This window comes from Bacillus sp. T3 (assembly GCF_033449965.1).
GTDB lineage: Bacteria > Bacillota > Bacilli > Bacillales > Cytobacillaceae > Bacillus_BU.
Map to the genome: position 1 here is coordinate 1,260,407 of NZ_CP137761.1, position 17,829 is coordinate 1,278,235.

A 17,829-nucleotide genomic window follows, 5' to 3' on the forward strand; every position below is an offset into this window, starting at 1 on the left:
AATGTTAAGATTAGATCTTCAGTTTTTCGCATCGAAAAAAGGGGTAGGTTCTACAAAGAACGGTCGTGACTCTCATGCAAAGCGTCTTGGCGCTAAGCGTGCTGACGGCCAATTCGTAAGTGGCGGTTCTATCCTTTATCGTCAACGTGGTACTAAGATTTATCCAGGTGTAAACGTTGGCCGTGGTGGCGATGACACTCTATTCGCAAAAGTTGACGGTGTTGTTAAATTTGAGCGTGTAGGACGCGATCGCAAACAAGTGAGCGTATATCCTGTAGCACAAGAAGCGTAAGCTTTTGTTAGAAAACTCTAACCGTAGCGGTTAGGGTTTTCTTTTTTTCTACTTTATACTAGTTTTGGTGACTAGTTGCATCAGCAAGGGGCTCGGGGTCATAAGTCAAATCACTCTAGAGGGTATCACCTCTTGCGTGATTCGTCTTATACTTGTCGCCCCTGGGCAAGCCGATTCCGCTTTTCGTTGTTAAATTTTTCATTTTTTGCTTACGGCTTGTAGGTTTTTTGATATACTATCAGCAAGCAGTCTTCAACCACTATATTGACTGTGTGGGAGTGCATGTATGAGAAAAGAATGGAATACAGTCGATATCCTGCGCCATGCACGACACGACTGGTTAAATAAAATACAGCTGATTAAAGGCAATCTAGATTTAAATAAAACAGACCGGGTAAAGCAATTAATCGAAGAAATTGTGTTTGAAGCTCAGCAGGAAGCCAAATTATCTAATTTGAAAATTCCGCTGTTTGCGACATTGATCTTAACTGGAAACTGGCAGTCCTATGCCTATCAGCTTGAATATGAAGTTTTCGATGAGAAGGAAGTATTAGCGGTAGACGATTCGCTTTTAGCAGATTGGACTAATCTCTTTTTCACAACTTTACATACATCAGTGGAAGCTTTTGGTGATAACCATCTTTCAGTAACAATTGAAACACAAAAAAATGGAATTCGTTTCTTTTTCGATTTTAGCGGAATAATAAAGGATAAAGACAAATTACAACAATTTCTTGACTTCAATCTAATACAAACAGCAATGATTAAGGTCTTGGAATTCTCTCAACAGGAACTCGCATTAGAAGTTTTTATGCCATTTCAATAAATGGCCATAAAAGCGCGATTCTCGTCTTGAAAGAAGACTAGTTTGTTACAAATAACAGACGGGAGGAACAAAAATGTTCGTCGATCAGGTAAAGGTTTATGTTAAAGGCGGAGACGGCGGTAATGGAATGGTCGCCTTTCGCCGTGAAAAATATGTCCCTAAAGGTGGCCCTGCAGGGGGAGATGGCGGAAATGGTGGAGACGTCGTATTTGAAGTAGAGGAAGGCTTACGTACGCTTATGGACTTCCGTTACCAGCGCCATTTCAAAGCACCACGCGGTGAGCATGGTATGTCAAAAAACATGCATGGAAAAAATGCTAAGGATCTCGTTGTTAAAGTCCCACCAGGGTACGACGATAACCGATGAAGACACCAATGAAATCATTGCCGATTTAACCCTTCATGGTCAAAGGGCAGTCATTGCCAGAGGTGGTCGAGGTGGTCGCGGAAACTCAAGATTTGCGACTCCGGCTAACCCAGCACCAGAGCTTTCTGAAAATGGTGAACCAGGACATGAGCGCAATATTATGATGGAATTAAAACTATTAGCCGATGTTGGCTTAGTTGGGTTTCCAAGTGTAGGAAAATCAACACTCCTTTCAGTAGTCTCTTCAGCACGGCCAAAAATTGCGGAGTATCACTTTACAACGATTGTCCCTAATTTAGGGATGGTTGAAACAGCTGACGGTCGGAGCTTTGTTATGGCTGATTTACCTGGACTAATCGAAGGGGCTCATTCTGGTGTTGGACTAGGACACCAATTTTTACGTCACATCGAAAGAACTCGGGTTATTGTTCATGTGATTGATATGGCCGCAACAGAAGGTCGCGACCCGTATGAGGATTATTTAACGATTAACAAAGAGCTTGCACAATACAATCTCCGTCTTACAGAACGACCGCAAATTATTGTCGCAAATAAAATGGACATGCCAGATGCAGAGGAAAACTTACAGGTATTCAGAGAAAAACTAAATGAAGAGTATCCAATTTTTCCTATATCGGCGTTAACTAAAAGCGGTTTACGTGATTTATTATTTGCGATTGCTGATAAACTTGAGGAAACCCCAGAATTCCCTCTTATCGAGGAAAAAGAGGAAGATACAGGCATTCATCGAGTTGTTTACAAGCATGAAGCAGAGCAGGATGAATTCTTCATCACTCGTGAGCCTGATGGCAGCTTCGTACTTTCCAGGGAGAAATTAGAGAGATTGTTCAAGATGACTGATTTCTCACGGGATGAATCCGTTCGAAGATTTTCACGTCAGCTTCGTGGAATGGGTGTTGATGAAGCGCTCCGGGCAAAAGGTGCCAAGGATGGAGACACCGTTAAGTTGTTGAACTATGAATTCGAATTTGTTGAGTAAACCTTCGCATTATATTACGGGGTGGAGAAATGAGAGAGAATAGATTCGATAAAAAATTTTATTTAGTGCGTGAGGACGTTTTGCCTGAAGCGATGAAAAAGACGCTTGAGGCAAAAGAAATGATCGAACGCGGCAGGGCGGAGTCGGTTTGGGATGCGGTGAATAAGGTGGACCTGAGTAGAAGTGCTTTTTATAAGTATCGGGACACCGTATTCCCCTTCCATACGATTGTCAAAGAAAGATTGATTACGCTGTTTTTTCAGCTTGAAGATCGTTCTGGAACCCTGTCCCAGCTGCTTGGAGTTGTTGCTTTGTCCGGATGTAATTTGTTGACGATTCACCAAACGATTCCAATTCAAGGACGGGCAAACGTGACACTTTCTTTAAACGTTGCACAAATGGGAATTGAAATTGATGAACTTCTAATGAAGCTGCGTCAGCTTGAATTTGTAGAAAAAGTTGAGGTGCTGGGATCCGGCTTGTAGATTATTCTAAAGTCGGATTTTACGCCTGATTTTTTATTTAAAAGGGAGAGGGAAAAATCGTGAAGGTAGGATATTTGGGTCCGCGGGCGACCTTTACAGATATTGCGGTTCGTAAAATGTTTCCAGAATACACTGGGGTCCCGTATTTAACCATCCCAGCCTGCATGGATGCTGTGGTGGATGGTGAGGTAGATATTGCGGTTGTCCCGCTTGAAAATGCGTTAGAGGGTTCGGTGAATATTACGCTTGATTATTTAGTTCATGAGGTTGATTTGCCGATACTTGGAGAAATTCGAGTTCCGATTCGCCAGCATTTTATGGTGCACCCTAAGAATTCGGAAAATTGGCAAGAAACAGACCGCATTATGAGCCATTCTCATGCAATCGCACAATGTCATAAATTTCTCCATTCGCAGTTTAGAGGCGTTTTCTGTGAAAATACAACTTCTACTGCAGCGGCTGCACAGTTTATTATTGAGCACCCTGAAGTGAAGGCAGCTGCGATTGCCAATGAGTTAGCTGCTGAGGAATATGGCTTAACGATTGTAAAACGGGATATTCACGATATTTCGTTTAATCATACAAGCTTTGTTATTTTAGCAAAGAAGCCAATCCCTTTGACAGAGGAACTGCCTTATTTCAAAGGCTATAAGACAACTCTTATGGTTACATTGCCTTCTGATCATCCAGGTGTACTCCATACAGTGTTATCGGCATTTGCGTGGCGAAAGCTAAATTTATCAAAAATTGAGTCTCGACCAATGAAAACAGGTCTCGGGAACTATTTCTTCATCATCGATATCGAAATGAAGATGGATGAAGTGATGCTTCCGGGTGCGATGGCTGAACTTGAAGCCGTCGGCTGCGGCGTAAACCTATTAGGAAGCTATCCATCGTATCATGTAAAATAGGTAGTATGTAAAAGAGGCCCGTCACTGACTGGCCTCTTTTGTATTTTGGGAGTTTACCTCCGATTTGCCTTCAACCATTTACTCAATCAAAAAATCTGCTTGTCGTAATGCTGCAACGGCTTCGTCCAAGGCTTGTTTCGTTGGTGCAGAAATCGTATGGAGATGAATCCCGTTAGTTAACTCCGATAAATAGGCCGCCCCAGTCGCTCGCACCTTTTCCATAAAATGCTTTACGTCATTACGATTCGATACCATAATCGATGCGGTTAAATCCCCGTATACAGGGTGCTCGATTTTGACATCTTTTACGGTGATACCGTGATCAACCAGAATATATAATTCCTCTTCTGTTCGCTCTGGTACATGAGAACAGGCAATAGTAAGCTCGAACATCTGATCATTTGCATGTTGTTGGAGATATAAATATCCCATGCTTGTCGCAATAATCGGCTCTTTTTTTGCTTTTAAAATCGTTATATCGCCAACGATAACCTGTCGTGATACGTTTGTTTTTGCTGCAAGCTCACTGCCAGTAATCGGCTGATTGCTTTTTTTTAATAAGTTCAGTAGAAAAGAACGCCTTTGTTCACCTAAAATCTTTTTTTGCATCTTTGACTCACCCTTACGTCTTGATGATTTCCAATTTTATCACATATTGAATTGGACATTAAGTGTGTTTGCCGTAAAATGTAATGAAAAAAATAATAAACTCATATTATTTACTAAAATGAATAATTATTTGTGTGGATGATTAGCATTTTGCCCACTTTGACATACAATGTATGGACTTATGCCACCTTAGGAGGGGAATCAGTGTGAAGATCCATATCGTACAGAAAGGGGATACTCTTTGGAAAATCGCCAAGAAGTACGGCGTGAACTTTGAAGAGCTGAAAAAAATGAATACACAGCTCAGCAACCCTGATATGATTATGCCCGGTATGAAGATAAAAGTTCCAACCACAGGGGGAACAATTAAAAAAGAAGCCCCGTTCGGAGGAGCGCCGGCCAAAATCAATATGGGCGCTAAAAAAGAAATGCCAATCCAACAACAGCCGATTGCCAAGGAAATACCCATGATTAAGGAACAACCTATTATCAAAGAACAACCAATTGTAAAAGAACAGCCGATCGTCAAGGAACAGCCATTGCCAGTTGTCGAAGCTCCTGCCCAGGTGAAAGAAATGCCAATCAAAGAGGCGCCGATTAAAGAAATACCAAAAAAGCCTTTCATCCCAAAAATGCCACTTCCAGTTATTCCGGAAATTGATATTAATAATTATTACATGATGAACATGGCAAATGTGTCAGTTGAACAACCACCAGTACCAGCACCACAACCTAAACCAGAAATAAAAGAAATGCCAAAAATGGTTGAGGCTGCGCCGATTGTTGAAAAACCAATTGAAGGAGGTTGTATTCAACCTATGTTCCCATGTCCTCCAGGGTTATATGTATCCAATTTCTCCAGTATTACCAGGGTCTGGATTGCCGTCATATCAACAGGGTGTGCCATATCCACAGGTACAAGGAGCAATGGATTTCCCAACAGCCGAAATGCCAGCACAAGGGTATATGCCACAATCATTAGATGAGTCTTCATCGTTTATGCCGCAAGCGCCTGTACAAATGCCAACTCAAGTTGCTGGACTGCAAGATATGCAAAATCCGATGGGCTTTCCAGTTGGCTATCCACAGACAGCGTCCATGATGCAAGGTCCATATGGTCAACCTGGATATGGTCCGCAATATCCAATTTCACCAGTTTTGCCTGGTTCAGGTCTTCCTCACGGTCAAATTCCGTTTGGTGTTGGTGCTCATACTCCGACTCCATTTTCACCGATGCAGGGGATGCCTCAAGTTCAAGGGGTTATGGAATCACCTGAAATGATGCAAAATCCATACCTACAAGGTGCACCTATGATGAATCCGACTCGGCCTCCAGTTGCCAGGAACAGCAGATTGTGGCTGTGGTTCGAGTGTACCGGTAGGAGGCCCGATGCTAGGTGTGGACTTCCAGCAAGGAGGAGCGCCATTCGTAGGAGGAATGCCATATCAAGGAGGAGCGCCATTCCCACAAGGAGGAATGCAGTTCCCACAAGGAGGAGCGCCATTCCCACAAGGAGGAATGCAGTTCCCACAAGGAGGAATGCCATTCCCACAAGGAGGAATGCCATTCCCACAAGGAGGAGCGCCATTCCCGCAAGGAGGAATGCCGTTCCCACAAGGTGAAATGTCATTCCCGCAAGGAGAAGCGCCATTTCCGCAAGGAGGAATGTCATTCCCACAAGGAGGAGCGCCGTTCCCACAGGGAGGAATGCCGATGGCTCCACAGGGAGGAATGTCGATGGCTCCACAGGGAGGAATGTCGATGGCTCCACAAGGAGGAATGTCGATGACTCCACAGGAAGGAATGTCGATGGCTCCACAGGGAGGAATGCCGATGGCTCCACAAGGAGGAATGCCGATGGCTCCACAGGGAGGAATGCCGATGGCTCCACAAGGAGGAGCGCCATTCCCACAGGGAGGAACGCCATATACAGGAGGACCTTATTTCCCACAAGCTGGTCAAATCTATTCACCAATGCTTGCCCAGCAATATATGAATCCATTTGGCTCTAGTCCAATGGATGACGGATATCCAATGAGAGACGAAAGCAGTGAATATGAAGGCTAGAAATAAAGGAGACGATGCGCTTAACAATCGTCTCCTTTCCATTTTAACTAGAAGTGTCCCATTAAAGATTAGGAAAATCCGGAACATTCGTCATCATGTTTTTTATCTCGAAACCGATGCTTGTCCGATTATTTTAAAGGGATATTCATCAATGCAACGCTTGCAACTACAAGAGGCCTTTGCTGCATCGCTGAAAGCGGAAGGTTTTAGACATTCGTATAAATTTTATCAGTTTTTAGAAAATCCAATTTATTTTAATAAGAAATATTATGGGTGGATTGAATATATTGAACCGCACCCGGAACCTTTTAATTATTTAACAACGGCGAATCGAAAAGCTGGAATTAATTTATTACAATTGTTTCATGGAACTACAAAAAAACTTGCCAAGCGCTATGAACGAATTTTACCTGAATTTAACCTTCGTGATAAATGGAACGAACGCTTTATTCAATTTAAAAAAAATCAACAGATCGTTCAGCATTATGTATCAAAAGAAATAATAAATGAGATAGATGATTGGGGAAAAATTTCTTTAATAGGGATGGAGACAGAGAAATATAAATTTAGTGATACTTTTGACCCTGTTATTCTCCATGGAGATGTAGCTCATCATAATTATTTAAGGGCAAAAACGGGAAAGTTATATTTAATTGATTATGATCTTATCTCAATTGGTGATAGGAGTGCAGACCTTCTGCAGTATGCGAACAGGATTCTACCTTCTATGAACTGGTCATGGGCTATGCTTTCACAATTCCCAGTTTTACAACCATATTTGCAAAATCGGGCATTTTTATTTGCCTTAATGTACCCAAGTGATATTTTTCGGGAGTGGAATCGAATTATTAAAGAGGGGACGTATTTAATGCCGAAAAAGTTACTTCCTGTGGTAGAATTAACGACACGACAGTTCGATTTACGACAACAATTCATATCTGAACTAAAAAATATGGTAAAATAACAAGGAAATATTGTACTCGAAAGGAAGAATTACGATGGAGCATGTGATTGAAAAGCTAGTTCAATGGTTACAGCAAAAGGTAAAGGAAGCGGGAATGAACGGCTTAATCGTCGGTGTCAGCGGTGGGATTGATTCAGCCGTTGTGACCCATTTAATTAAGCGTGCGTTCCCCAACGACTCTCTCGGGGTTATCATGCCGCTTAAAAGCAATCCTAAGGACGCTGAAGATGCGCGAAAGGTCATCGAGAGCTGTGGAATTAAACATGTAACTGTTGAATTATCAGAAACACATAAGGTATTATTTTCTACCATTGAAGAGCAGTTAAAGCAATCTAATGATTGGAATGAAGAAAAATCAAAGCTGGGAGATGCCAACACGCGTGCACGTTTGCGGATGACAACTCTTTATGCTGTTGCAAATAACTTTGGTTATTTAGTGGCGGGAACTGATAATGCTGCAGAATGGCACACTGGTTATTTCACTAAATATGGTGACGGTGGTGTTGACTTAGTTCCGCTCGTTCATTTTACAAAAGGTGAAGTGCGCGAATTGGCGAGAGCATTAGGTGTTCCAGAAGAAGTTATTACAAAAGCTCCAAGCGCAGGACTTTGGGAAGGTCAAACAGACGAAAACGAAATGGGCACGACCTATGATATGATTGATCGTTATTTAAAGGGTGAGCAAATCCCTGAAAAAGATCAGCAAATCATTGATCGACTTCATCGTATTTCTGAGCATAAGCGCAGTTTGGCAGCGGCACCACCTAAATTCTAATTGGCCAATATCCACATTAACGGACAGCAAGATGCCGTTATAATCTTTCAAGTAAAGTAAGTGGGAGATTAACTGCCCGTAAATGCCCGATTGGTTCAACTAACCATCCGTGGGATTATAAACCTTCCCACTGATGGAAGTTTCAACTTATTAACAGAATGAAAACACCCCCTCGCACACAAGCTAACATGGAGCAACAACATGCTCAAATGTTAGCCGAGGGGTTTTTCGTTTGAACAAAAAACATTTCCTTTTTCCAATAATTAGCTTAATGTCAATAGGGCTAGCAGGCTGTGGGAATGATGAGTCTGCCGTACAGGATCGCAATACGGAAAGAGCTCAGCCATTTGGCTACTATTCCAATGAAAATCATCATAACGGTGGCAATGTACAAATTTTAGATGATAATGATGGTCCGATAACAGAGATGATGGACCATACGCTGGGTACTGAGGGGACAAATGATAGACGGCAAATCCTCGATGTGAAGGACGAAAATGGGAATCCAGGCAACCCAACTCTACCATTAGCAGAAAATGACCGTAATTTTTTTGAACGGGATAATCGCTTTAGTCGAAGTGATGCCAATTATCATGGCCAATTAGACGGGAACCAAGCTGGTGTTATGGGAACAAAGCGAAACCAGACTAGAATCCAAGGAACGAATGATCGTACAAGAAATCTGGATCAAGTTAGTACCCAGAATAATCGGGTAAAGGATGGAAATCAAACAAGGATTCAGAACACAAGTCCAACGGTCAATGATGTCAATTTATCAACAAAGCTTAATAAAACTGTGCTATCAGTAGCCAACGTTAAAGAAGTTCAATCAATTGTTCATAACAACAATGTTGTGATCGCGGTTGATTTAGATGACGATCGTGATGAACTGAAAACGAAGCAAAGAATTCAGCAGGCGGTAAAAACGTATACAAAAGGGAAAAAAGTCACAATCGTAACTGACCAAGGAAGCTTTACAAGAGTGCGCAATATGAATAATAATGGGGCATTTCGTGATGAAGATAATCAAGATTTAAGAAATATCATCCAATCCAATAATTACCGTAATCGATAAAAAAGGGCAGAACACTTATCCGTGTTCTGCTTTCTTTTTAGTAAGAATAAATTACTTTTTTTGGAAAATGGATAATTAATCTAAAATTGGCTAACCTATTTACGTATTGAATTGTTGGTTTAATGATTTTTATAATTAAGGCTATGTTTTGAGCAATCTGGTGATTGGAGCGAAATCAACAGCCAAACAGAGCCATTTTTAAAAGAGGTGGTCGTTTTATGAATGCCAGGATGTCCGTGTTATTTGCGATGGCAGCGAGTTTACCATTACTATTTATTCATAATGGGAGCGGATTTGCCCAAGAAAAAGAAGAATCAAGACATGTGACACAAGCTCACGAAGCTGAGCACAAGGTAACGATTGTTTTACAAATAGAGTACCTTGATGGCGATGTAAGTGAAGAGGTCATAACGGACACTTCTAGATCGATGCTGGAAATACAAGAAAAGTATAAACAATGGGAACTTATTAGCAGTAAGGATCAAACCTTTGTTTTTCGTTGCAAGGTTGACGATATTTCCCCGCTGTTAAAGGCTAACGGTTATTTTGGCATTACAGAAGAAGGGACATTGACGATTTTTAACGGGAAACCAAAACACTCGAAGGTCATTCATTCGTTTTTTCAAATAGATGTAGGTAAGCTTGAAAGTAGAAAGCGTCAGCAGTTATTAAAAGGAATACCAATCCGCTCGAAGGATCGCTATCAGGAAGTATTGGAAACCTTTAAACCGTATTCTAAATATGAGTAGGAAAAGGAGGCTGGACTAATCAGAGTTCAGCCTTTGTCATTGTTATTTTAACTGATTGTTTTCTAATGTTAAGATTTTTGTTCATGATTCGAAAAATGATATGATACAATGGTTAACAGTGAAATTTTGAGGAGAGAAAGCAATTGTTTGAATATATTAAAGGAAAAATCGAGTTTGTTGGACCTGAATACATTGTGGTCGAGAACCACGGAATCGGTTATCAAATTATTACGTCTAATCCATTTGTTTTTTCGAAGCAATTGGGAGAAGAAGTCAGAATCTATACCTTTCACTATGTTCGAGAAGATTTGATGGCTCTTTATGGCTTCCAAACGAAGGAAGAAAAAATTCTCTTTACGAAGCTACTAAATGTATCGGGGATTGGTCCAAAGGGTGCTTTGGCAATTCTGGCTTCTGGAAACCCAGTGCAGGTGATTTATGCGATTGAAAATGAAGATGAAGCGTTTCTGATCAAGTTTCCTGGTGTAGGGAAGAAAACAGCACGGCAAATGATTCTTGATTTAAAGGGGAAATTACAAGCGGTTGTTCCAGACTTCTTTCCAAACCTATTTACAGAGGAAGAAGAGCGTTTTCAGTCTCCATCTGTTTCTGAGTGGGAGGAAGCAGAATTGGCCCTTAAAGCGTTAGGCTATTCTGAAAAGGAAGTAAGAAAAATCGCTCCTGCCCTACAGAAAGAAAAACTGTCAACTGATCAATACATAAAGAAAGCTTTACAAAAACTATTAAAATAGAGAATGACACAGAGGGTGAGAATACTCAATGGAAGACAGACTTATTTCTGCACAAGCAGATATGCAGGATGATTCATATGAGCAAAGCCTACGGCCACAAACTTTAACTCAATACATTGGGCAGGATAAAATAAAAGCGAATCTAGATATTTTTATTAAAGCAGCAAAGCTACGCCAAGAGACTCTTGACCATGTGTTATTGTATGGCCCTCCTGGACTTGGGAAAACGACATTAGCGACGATTATTGCAAATGAAATGGGTGTTAATATTCGAACGACATCTGGGCCAGCAATCGAACGCCCTGGTGATTTGGCTGCTATTTTAACAGCGTTAGAGCCTGGCGATGTGCTGTTTATTGATGAAATCCATCGACTGCAACGCTCCATTGAAGAGGTATTGTATCCAGCAATGGAGGATTTTTGTCTCGACATCGTGATAGGGAAAGGACCGAGTGCGAGGTCGGTGCGTTTGGATTTGCCACCCTTTACATTAGTGGGGGCTACGACTAGGGCTGGATCAATATCTGCCCCTTTGCGTGATCGTTTTGGAGTGCTTGGTCGATTAGAGTACTATTCGGTTGAACAGCTGACGGATATCGTTACCAGGACGTCTGAAATTTTAGAAACGAATATCGAACCAATTGCTGCTGAGGAGATTGGGCGTAGATCACGGGGAACCCCGCGTATTGCTAATCGCTTGCTGCGGAGGGTTAGAGATTTTGCCCAGGTTAGTGGAAATGGAGAAATAGACGTTGCACTCGCAAATGAAGCTCTTGAGCGTTTGCAGGTTGACCGTTTAGGTCTTGATCATATTGACCATAAATTACTTGTAGGGATTATTGAAAGATTCCGTGGTGGTCCAGTCGGACTAGACACGATTGCCGCTTCAATCGGTGAGGAATCAACCACCATTGAGGATGTTTATGAGCCTTATTTATTGCAGATTGGATTTTTACAACGGACCCCACGTGGAAGAATTGTAACGGATTTGGTTTATCGTCATTTTCACATGGAGGTGCCGGATAAAAAATGAATGGAATCGCCAAAACCGTCATGATGCTTGGTGTCATTATATTTGTCATTGGCTTTATTATGAATTTTATTCATTTAGGTAAACTGCCGGGAGACATTGTAATAAAAAAAGGGAACACTACATTTTATTTCCCTGTTGTAACATCGATTTTAGTCAGTATCGTGTTATCGGTTATATTTTACGTAATTGGGCGCTTTCGTTAAACATGTTAGCTTTAAGGAAGGCTTGATTTTGAAAAGTTTATTAGAGGTAAAGGTGAAAGTATGAAAGTAGATTTGTTTGATTTTGATTTGCCAGAAGAATTAATTGCACAGGTTCCACTTGTTAATCGAACCGATAGCCGACTCATGGTTTTGGATAAGAAAACGGGAGCGGTAAAGCATGAAATTTTTAAAAATATTGTTGAATACTTTAAACCCGGAGATTGCCTTGTGTTAAATGATACAAGAGTGCTGCCTGCTCGACTATTTGGCACAAAAGAGGATACAGGTGCAAATGTTGAAGTGTTGTTGTTAAAGCAGGAGACTGGGGATACATGGGAGACGCTTGTTAAGCCTGCCAAGCGAATTAAGGAAGGAACGAAAATTCGTTTTGGTGATGGTCGACTTTCTGCAGTCTGTGTAGGGACAGCGGACCACGGTGGCAGGACGCTAGAGTTTGAATATGAAGGAATTTTTTATGAGGTTCTTGAATCACTAGGGGAAATGCCGCTTCCACCTTATATAAAAGAGCAATTAGAGGACCGTGAGCGCTATCAAACGGTTTATGCGAAAGAAAGAGGCTCTGCAGCAGCTCCAACTGCAGGTTTACATTTTACGGAAGAATTACTTGCTGAGCTGAGAGAAAAGGGCGTACAGATTGCGTTTATTACCCTTCATGTCGGACTTGGAACATTTAGACCAGTTAGTGTGGAGGATATTAACGAGCATGAAATGCACGCGGAATTTTATCAAATGTCTGAAGAAACAGCTCATCTTTTGAATGAAGTGCGTGCATCTGGGGGCAGAATTGTGTCAGTCGGGACAACCTCCACGAGAACGCTAGAAACAATCGCTAGCGCAAATAATGGAAGCTTTACTGAGGCAAGTGGCTGGACGAGCATCTTTATTTACCCTGGCTATGAATTTAAAGCCATTGACGGTATGATAACAAATTTTCACCTGCCAAAATCCACGTTAATTATGCTAATTAGCGCTTTGGCCGGTCGCGAAAATATACTCCATGCATACAAAACAGCAGTTGCCGAAAAGTACCGTTTCTTCAGCTTCGGCGACGCTATGTTAATAATTTAAAAAGCTTTTAATCATAGCTGTGTTAAGACTAGTGCGCTGATTTAACGCGCCTGTTGATTGGAGTGGAATGTGCGAGACTCCTGCAGGAGTAGTGGACATGGGAGACCCCGCACACGCAAAGCGTCGAGGAGGCTCCCAGACCGCCCTGCGGAAAGCGAGCACATGGAACGGAAATCAACAGACAACTTTAACACGGCTTTCATCAAAAAAGGAGGACAAGAGATTGTCTGCAATTCGATATGAGTTAATTAAAACGTGTAAACAAACAGGTGCGAGGCTTGGACGGGTCCATACTCCACACGGCTCGTTTGAAACCCCTGTTTTTATGCCAGTTGGTACATTAGCCACTGTTAAAACAATGTCACCTGAAGAATTAAAGAACATGGGTGCGGGTATTATTTTAAGCAATACGTATCATTTATGGCTACGTCCGGGCAATGAAATTGTAAAAGAAGCGGGCGGACTTCATAAATTTATGAATTGGGACCGCGCGATTTTAACCGATTCCTGCGGGTTCCAGGTCTTTAGCCTAAGCGATTTCCGAAAGATCGAAGAGGAAGGCGTCCACTTCCGAAACCATCTGAACGGTGATAAATTGTTTTTATCTCCTGAAAAGGCGATGGAAATTCAAAATGACCTTGGTTCTGATATTATGATGGCCTTCGATGAGTGTCCGCCATTCCCAGCGAGTTTTGAGTACATGAAAAAATCAGTGGAACGAACATCGAGATGGGCAGAGCGCTGCTTAAATGCTCATCAACGTCCACAGGATCAAGGATTATTTGGAATCGTTCAGGGTGGTGAGTACGAGGAGCTTCGCAAGCAAAGTGCGAAGGACTTAGTTTCATTAGATTTCCCTGGCTATGCGATTGGCGGGTTATCAGTAGGGGAACCAAAGGATATTATGAATCGTGTACTTGAGTTCACCTCTCCATTATTGCCAACAAATAAACCAAGATATTTAATGGGTGTAGGCTCTCCGGATTCACTAATTGATGGGGCGATTCGCGGAATCGATATGTTTGATTGCGTCTTGCCAACCCGAATCGCTCGGAATGGCACCTTAATGACAAGCGAGGGCCGCTTGGTCGTGAAAAACGCTAAATATGCAAAAGACTTTGGGCCGTTAGATCCGAACTGTGATTGCTACACTTGTAAAAATTACAGTCGTGCTTATATTCGTCACTTGGTACGATGTGACGAAACATTCGGAATACGCTTAACATCTTACCATAACCTATATTTTCTGTTAAAATTAATGGAACAAGTCAGACAAGCGATTCGTGAAGATCGTTTAGGTGACTTTAGAGATGAGTTTTTTGAAAAATACGGCTTCAACAAGCCTAATGCAAAGAACTTCTAATCTGCTATTTCTTGAAAGGAGTTGAAAATATGGAAGGTTTATTAGGAACAGTTGGTCCTTTAGTGCTAATGTTTGCTTTGTTTTACTTTTTATTGATTCGTCCTCAGCAGAAGCGTCAAAAAGCTGTACAACAAATGCAAAATGATTTGAAAAAAGGGGACAAAGTTGTCACAATTGGTGGCTTACATGGTTTCGTTGATTCTATTGACGAAGCAACTGTTGTGATCAAATGTGGAGATGGCAGCCGTCTTACATTCGACCGCAATGCCGTTCGCGAAGTTACTCAAAGCAGTTAATTAAAAGGAAGCTAGCATAACGCTCGCTTCCTTTTTTCATGCCATCCCAAATTATGCAGTCCTTGTTTTGGAGGATAAATTGACGCCTAAAATACCACCCATCATCGCAATCAGGATAAAACAAGTATGGTAAATGATTTGTTGTTGATCAAACAGTCTGTCATAGCCAAGATATTGGAACAAAAGGATGACAAAGGAATAAAGGATTCCTGTTGCTACCCCGAGCATCCAGCCCTTTTCTTTTCCTTTCCCCCAGAAATAAAGCCTCCGGCAAACAGTGATATAAAAGATGCTGCTGTAATAATAACCTGCAAACCAGATTCCTGAACAGACGATAGTTTTAGAATTAAGGAAAAAATCAGGCTACTAACAATTTCTAATAAAAAGATAGCAATTAAGCCGTGTAAAACAGCTAAGCCAAATTGTTTGGATGCGATAATCATCCTCCCCCTTCTTTTTACCAATAGGATTATTACTGCTCCATTGGATTACAGTATTGGTTAGTACAAGCATATTCGCATATGTTTCGGATTAGAATGTAAAGTTTTTTGTAAGAGGAAATTAATTGGATTGAATTCGAATTTAAGACATGAAATTTCAACGATGGGATAAACTAGGATGGTCCAATTTTTCAAGGAGGGGACGAAATTGGAAGAATATTTGATTATCATATTTCGAACAATCGTTTTATATTTGCTCATTTTGCTGTTGTTCAGGTTAATGGGAAAGCGGGAAATTGGTGAATTGAGTTTATTAGATTTAGTTGTCTTTATGATGATTGCTGAATTGGCTGCCTTATCGATCGATAAGACAGATGATTCTATGTTTCGATCAGTCGTTCCGATGATTCTGTTAATGCTTATCCAAATCGGATTTGCTATTTTATCATTAAAAAGTAAAAAGTTTCGTGATCTTGTTGATGGTAAGCCATCGATCATTATTAATAATGGTCAAATAGACGAGCATGCGATGAAAAAACAACGCTATAATTATGACGATCTCCTGCTACAATTAAGAGAACAAAATATTCGAAATATCGCAGATGTTGAATTTGCGATATTAGAGTCGTCAGGAAAGCTGTCTGTATTAGAAAAGCGCGGAAACAATGAACGAATGGGTGGATTTACGCTCCCTCTTATTATGGATGGTGAAATCATTGAAGAAAATCTTCAAAAAATAAACCAAACGAATTTCTGGTTAAGACAGCAGTTGAGGCAAAAAGGCTACAACAATCCGAAAGAAATTTCCTTTTGCAGTTATCAAGATGGCGAATTCTTTATCGATAAAAAGGATGAAAAATAGGGCGTTCTACTTTTGTCATATTTTTCATCCGGATTTTTTAACAACCAAAAACCGCTTTAGCGGAAAATCCACCTCGCTAGTGTTTTTCCAACCAATGGAATCCTTCCGATATCTTCTTTGTAAACTAACCTAAAAACGAACAATAGAATCACATAGAGCAATGTCATCTCCATGGAAGCGATGATCACCTTTAGCGCGAGCGGTGAATCGAGGTTGAAATGATCGATGAGCCAGTTTCCGCACCATGCAGTAAGACCAATCACAATAAAGGTTTTTAAGTATTCTCGTACATAAAATGAAAAAGAGATTGTCTTTAATACAGTGGCAAAATGGAGGAAGGTGACAAGGACTATTCCTGTAATGATTCCTAATGCTGCACCATTAATTCCAAAGCTAGGCTGGCTCGCTAAGACAAAAATAACAGCTGTTTTCATAATCGCCCCAATTAGACTATTAATCATCGCCGCCCGTGCAAGATTTAGAGCCTGCAAAACGGCTTGAAGTGGCCCTTGGTAGTAATAAAATAAAAAGAAGGGAGCCATTATTTTAATAAATTGCGCACCGCTAGTTGAACCGTACATCACTTTCATAAGTGGTTGTGCCAAAACGAACAGGAGAACAACCGAGATGCCACCTGTCAAAAAAGTTAGCCTCAGCGCTTGTTGGAGCCGATGTTCGATTAATTTTTTATCATTGCGTGAGTTTGCTTCACTGATTGCTGGGACTAAAGAAGTGGATAACGATAAGGTGATAAACGATGGAAGCATCAGAACAGGCATTGCGAACCCAGTAAGTGCACCATATTGTTTTGTTGCTTCAATGGTTGCGATACCTGCCAAAGCCAGACTGTGCGCGACCACGATTGGTTCAAAAAACCAGGCGATAGAGCCGATCATCCTGCTTCCTGTTGTTGGTAAGGCTACACTCATTAGCTCGTTGAAGGTTTGTTTTCCCGAATGAACAAACTTGAAAAAATTTGTACGCAACTTAAAGCGTTTCTTTAATTTAAATGAAGTGAGTAAATAAATCAGGGATGCTAATTCGCCTATAACGGATGCAAACATTGCTCCTGCGGCAGCATACTCAATTCCATAAGGCAAAAACGCTTTTGTTAGGGCAGCAATTAAGGCAATGCGGACAAGTTGTTCGAGTACCAGAGCAATTGCCGTAGGTTTCATGTTTTGTTTCCCTTGGAAATAACCGCGCAACACAGACGATACGGCGATAATTGGGACAATTGGTGCAATAGCTAACAGTGGATAAAGGGTCCGACGGTCCGTGAATAAATTTTCTGCTAGGAACGGTGTTAACAATAAAAGGGCAGGAGTAAAGATAATCGATAACAAAAGCGTAATCGATAATGACACAATTAAAATCTTTTTAATTTTTTTATGGTCGCCCATTGCTTCTGCTTCTGATACATTTTTTGAAATGGCAACAGGCAGTCCCAATTGGGTAATTGTAATAACTAACGTAAAGGTCGGAATAGCCATCATGTAAAGACCGACACCTTCTTCGCCAATAAATCGGGCAATCACAATCCGATTGATGAACCCTAGTACCTTGGTTACGAAGGTTGATATTAAAAGAATAAAAGTTCCCCTCAAAAACTTGGACATCTCCGGCTCCCTGCCTTCTCAAACTTACTGATATCATTTACAATTAACTAT

The 17,829-nt window shown here is 41.1% G+C and carries 20 protein-coding genes and 2 pseudogenes; 18 read left to right on the top strand and 4 right to left on the bottom strand.

Annotated features, from left to right (window positions below; translation table 11 throughout):
* Position 1: 1 nt before the first annotated feature.
* From rpmA to pheA, 5 genes and pseudogenes are all read left to right on the top strand, one after another.
* On the top strand, positions 2–292 hold the full coding sequence (gene rpmA, locus RGF10_RS06425) for a 50S ribosomal protein L27 (protein ID WP_318508217.1): 291 nt from the start codon (positions 2–4) through the stop codon (positions 290–292).
* Between the two features lie 286 nt (positions 293–578).
* Positions 579–1,118 carry a sporulation initiation phosphotransferase B gene (locus RGF10_RS06430; RefSeq protein WP_318508218.1) on the top strand — a complete coding sequence of 180 codons (540 nt, stop codon included), beginning with the start codon at positions 579–581 and terminating at the stop codon, positions 1,116–1,118.
* A 73-nt stretch (positions 1,119–1,191) separates the two neighbouring features.
* Positions 1,192–2,485: pseudogene (gene obgE, locus RGF10_RS06435) on the top strand (GTPase ObgE).
* A 29-nt stretch (positions 2,486–2,514) separates the two neighbouring features.
* A complete protein-coding gene (locus RGF10_RS06440; RefSeq protein ID WP_318508220.1) occupies positions 2,515–2,970 on the top strand; it encodes an ACT domain-containing protein in 456 nt (151 codons plus the stop codon).
* 59 nt (positions 2,971–3,029) lie between these two features.
* Complete coding sequence (gene pheA, locus RGF10_RS06445) at positions 3,030–3,881, top strand: prephenate dehydratase (protein WP_318508222.1); 852 nt, start codon at positions 3,030–3,032, stop codon at positions 3,879–3,881.
* A gap of 78 nt (positions 3,882–3,959) precedes the next feature.
* On the opposite strand, the gene RGF10_RS06450 is transcribed toward pheA, so the two are convergent.
* Positions 3,960–4,490, bottom strand: coding sequence for a transcription repressor NadR (locus tag RGF10_RS06450; RefSeq protein ID WP_318508224.1), 531 nt, complete (start codon positions 4,488–4,490; stop codon positions 3,960–3,962).
* A 206-nt stretch (positions 4,491–4,696) separates the two neighbouring features.
* Here RGF10_RS06450 and safA point away from each other — a divergent pair, with 206 nt between their 5' ends.
* Positions 4,697–5,476, top strand: coding sequence for a SafA/ExsA family spore coat assembly protein (gene safA / locus RGF10_RS06455; protein WP_318508226.1), 780 nt, complete (start codon positions 4,697–4,699; stop codon positions 5,474–5,476).
* A gap of 11 nt (positions 5,477–5,487) precedes the next feature.
* Here the strand turns inward: safA and RGF10_RS06460 are convergent, their stop codons facing one another.
* Entirely contained in the window at positions 5,488–5,715 is a 228-nt protein-coding gene (locus RGF10_RS06460) for a hypothetical protein (protein ID WP_318508227.1), read from the bottom strand.
* Positions 5,716–5,880: 165 nt separating this feature from the next.
* Here RGF10_RS06460 and RGF10_RS06465 point away from each other — a divergent pair, with 165 nt between their 5' ends.
* The 11 genes from RGF10_RS06465 to yajC all read left to right on the top strand — a co-directional run bounded on the left by RGF10_RS06465 (position 5,881) and on the right by yajC (position 14,857).
* Complete coding sequence (locus RGF10_RS06465; protein ID WP_318508229.1) at positions 5,881–6,558, top strand: hypothetical protein; 678 nt, start codon at positions 5,881–5,883, stop codon at positions 6,556–6,558.
* Positions 6,548–7,522 (top strand): phosphotransferase, encoded by a 975-nt coding sequence (locus tag RGF10_RS06470; RefSeq protein WP_318509345.1) that lies wholly within the window; start codon positions 6,548–6,550, stop codon positions 7,520–7,522. The genes RGF10_RS06465 and RGF10_RS06470 overlap by 11 nt, the downstream gene beginning before the upstream one ends.
* A gap of 34 nt (positions 7,523–7,556) precedes the next feature.
* Positions 7,557–8,297: an NAD(+) synthase gene (nadE, locus tag RGF10_RS06475; RefSeq protein ID WP_318508231.1), complete on the top strand. Its 741-nt coding sequence runs from the start codon at positions 7,557–7,559 to the stop codon at positions 8,295–8,297.
* A gap of 232 nt (positions 8,298–8,529) precedes the next feature.
* Positions 8,530–9,372: a YhcN/YlaJ family sporulation lipoprotein gene (locus RGF10_RS06480; RefSeq protein WP_318508233.1), complete on the top strand. Its 843-nt coding sequence runs from the start codon at positions 8,530–8,532 to the stop codon at positions 9,370–9,372.
* A 218-nt stretch (positions 9,373–9,590) separates the two neighbouring features.
* Complete coding sequence (locus tag RGF10_RS06485; RefSeq protein ID WP_318508235.1) at positions 9,591–10,121, top strand: BofC C-terminal domain-containing protein; 531 nt, start codon at positions 9,591–9,593, stop codon at positions 10,119–10,121.
* 143 nt (positions 10,122–10,264) lie between these two features.
* Positions 10,265–10,873, top strand: a complete 609-nt coding sequence (gene ruvA / locus RGF10_RS06490; protein ID WP_318508237.1) for a Holliday junction branch migration protein RuvA — start codon at positions 10,265–10,267, stop codon at positions 10,871–10,873.
* Between the two features lie 28 nt (positions 10,874–10,901).
* A complete protein-coding gene (gene ruvB, locus RGF10_RS06495) occupies positions 10,902–11,906 on the top strand; it encodes a Holliday junction branch migration DNA helicase RuvB (RefSeq protein WP_318508239.1) in 1,005 nt (334 codons plus the stop codon).
* The gene (locus tag RGF10_RS06500; RefSeq protein WP_318508241.1) at positions 11,903–12,109 is read left to right on the top strand and encodes a DUF2905 domain-containing protein; all 207 of its coding nucleotides are present in this window, start codon (positions 11,903–11,905) and stop codon (positions 12,107–12,109) included. The genes ruvB and RGF10_RS06500 overlap by 4 nt, the downstream gene beginning before the upstream one ends.
* 60 nt (positions 12,110–12,169) lie before the next feature.
* Complete coding sequence (queA, locus tag RGF10_RS06505) at positions 12,170–13,198, top strand: tRNA preQ1(34) S-adenosylmethionine ribosyltransferase-isomerase QueA (protein WP_318508242.1); 1,029 nt, start codon at positions 12,170–12,172, stop codon at positions 13,196–13,198.
* Positions 13,199–13,421: 223 nt separating this feature from the next.
* On the top strand, positions 13,422–14,561 hold the full coding sequence (tgt, locus tag RGF10_RS06510) for a tRNA guanosine(34) transglycosylase Tgt (protein WP_318508244.1): 1,140 nt from the start codon (positions 13,422–13,424) through the stop codon (positions 14,559–14,561).
* A gap of 29 nt (positions 14,562–14,590) precedes the next feature.
* Positions 14,591–14,857 carry a preprotein translocase subunit YajC gene (yajC, locus tag RGF10_RS06515; protein WP_318508246.1) on the top strand — a complete coding sequence of 89 codons (267 nt, stop codon included), beginning with the start codon at positions 14,591–14,593 and terminating at the stop codon, positions 14,855–14,857.
* Positions 14,858–14,908: 51 nt separating this feature from the next.
* Here the strand turns inward: yajC and RGF10_RS06520 are convergent.
* Positions 14,909–15,300 (bottom strand): annotated as a pseudogene (locus tag RGF10_RS06520) (TIGR04086 family membrane protein).
* Positions 15,301–15,505: 205 nt separating this feature from the next.
* Here RGF10_RS06520 and RGF10_RS06525 point away from each other — a divergent pair.
* Positions 15,506–16,159 (top strand): DUF421 domain-containing protein, encoded by a 654-nt coding sequence (locus RGF10_RS06525; protein ID WP_318508248.1) that lies wholly within the window; start codon positions 15,506–15,508, stop codon positions 16,157–16,159.
* 56 nt (positions 16,160–16,215) lie between these two features.
* Here RGF10_RS06525 and spoVB read toward each other — a convergent pair whose 3' ends face one another.
* Positions 16,216–17,778, bottom strand: a complete 1,563-nt coding sequence (gene spoVB, locus RGF10_RS06530; protein ID WP_318508250.1) for a stage V sporulation protein B — start codon at positions 17,776–17,778, stop codon at positions 16,216–16,218.
* Between the last annotated feature and the right edge of the window lie 51 nt (positions 17,779–17,829).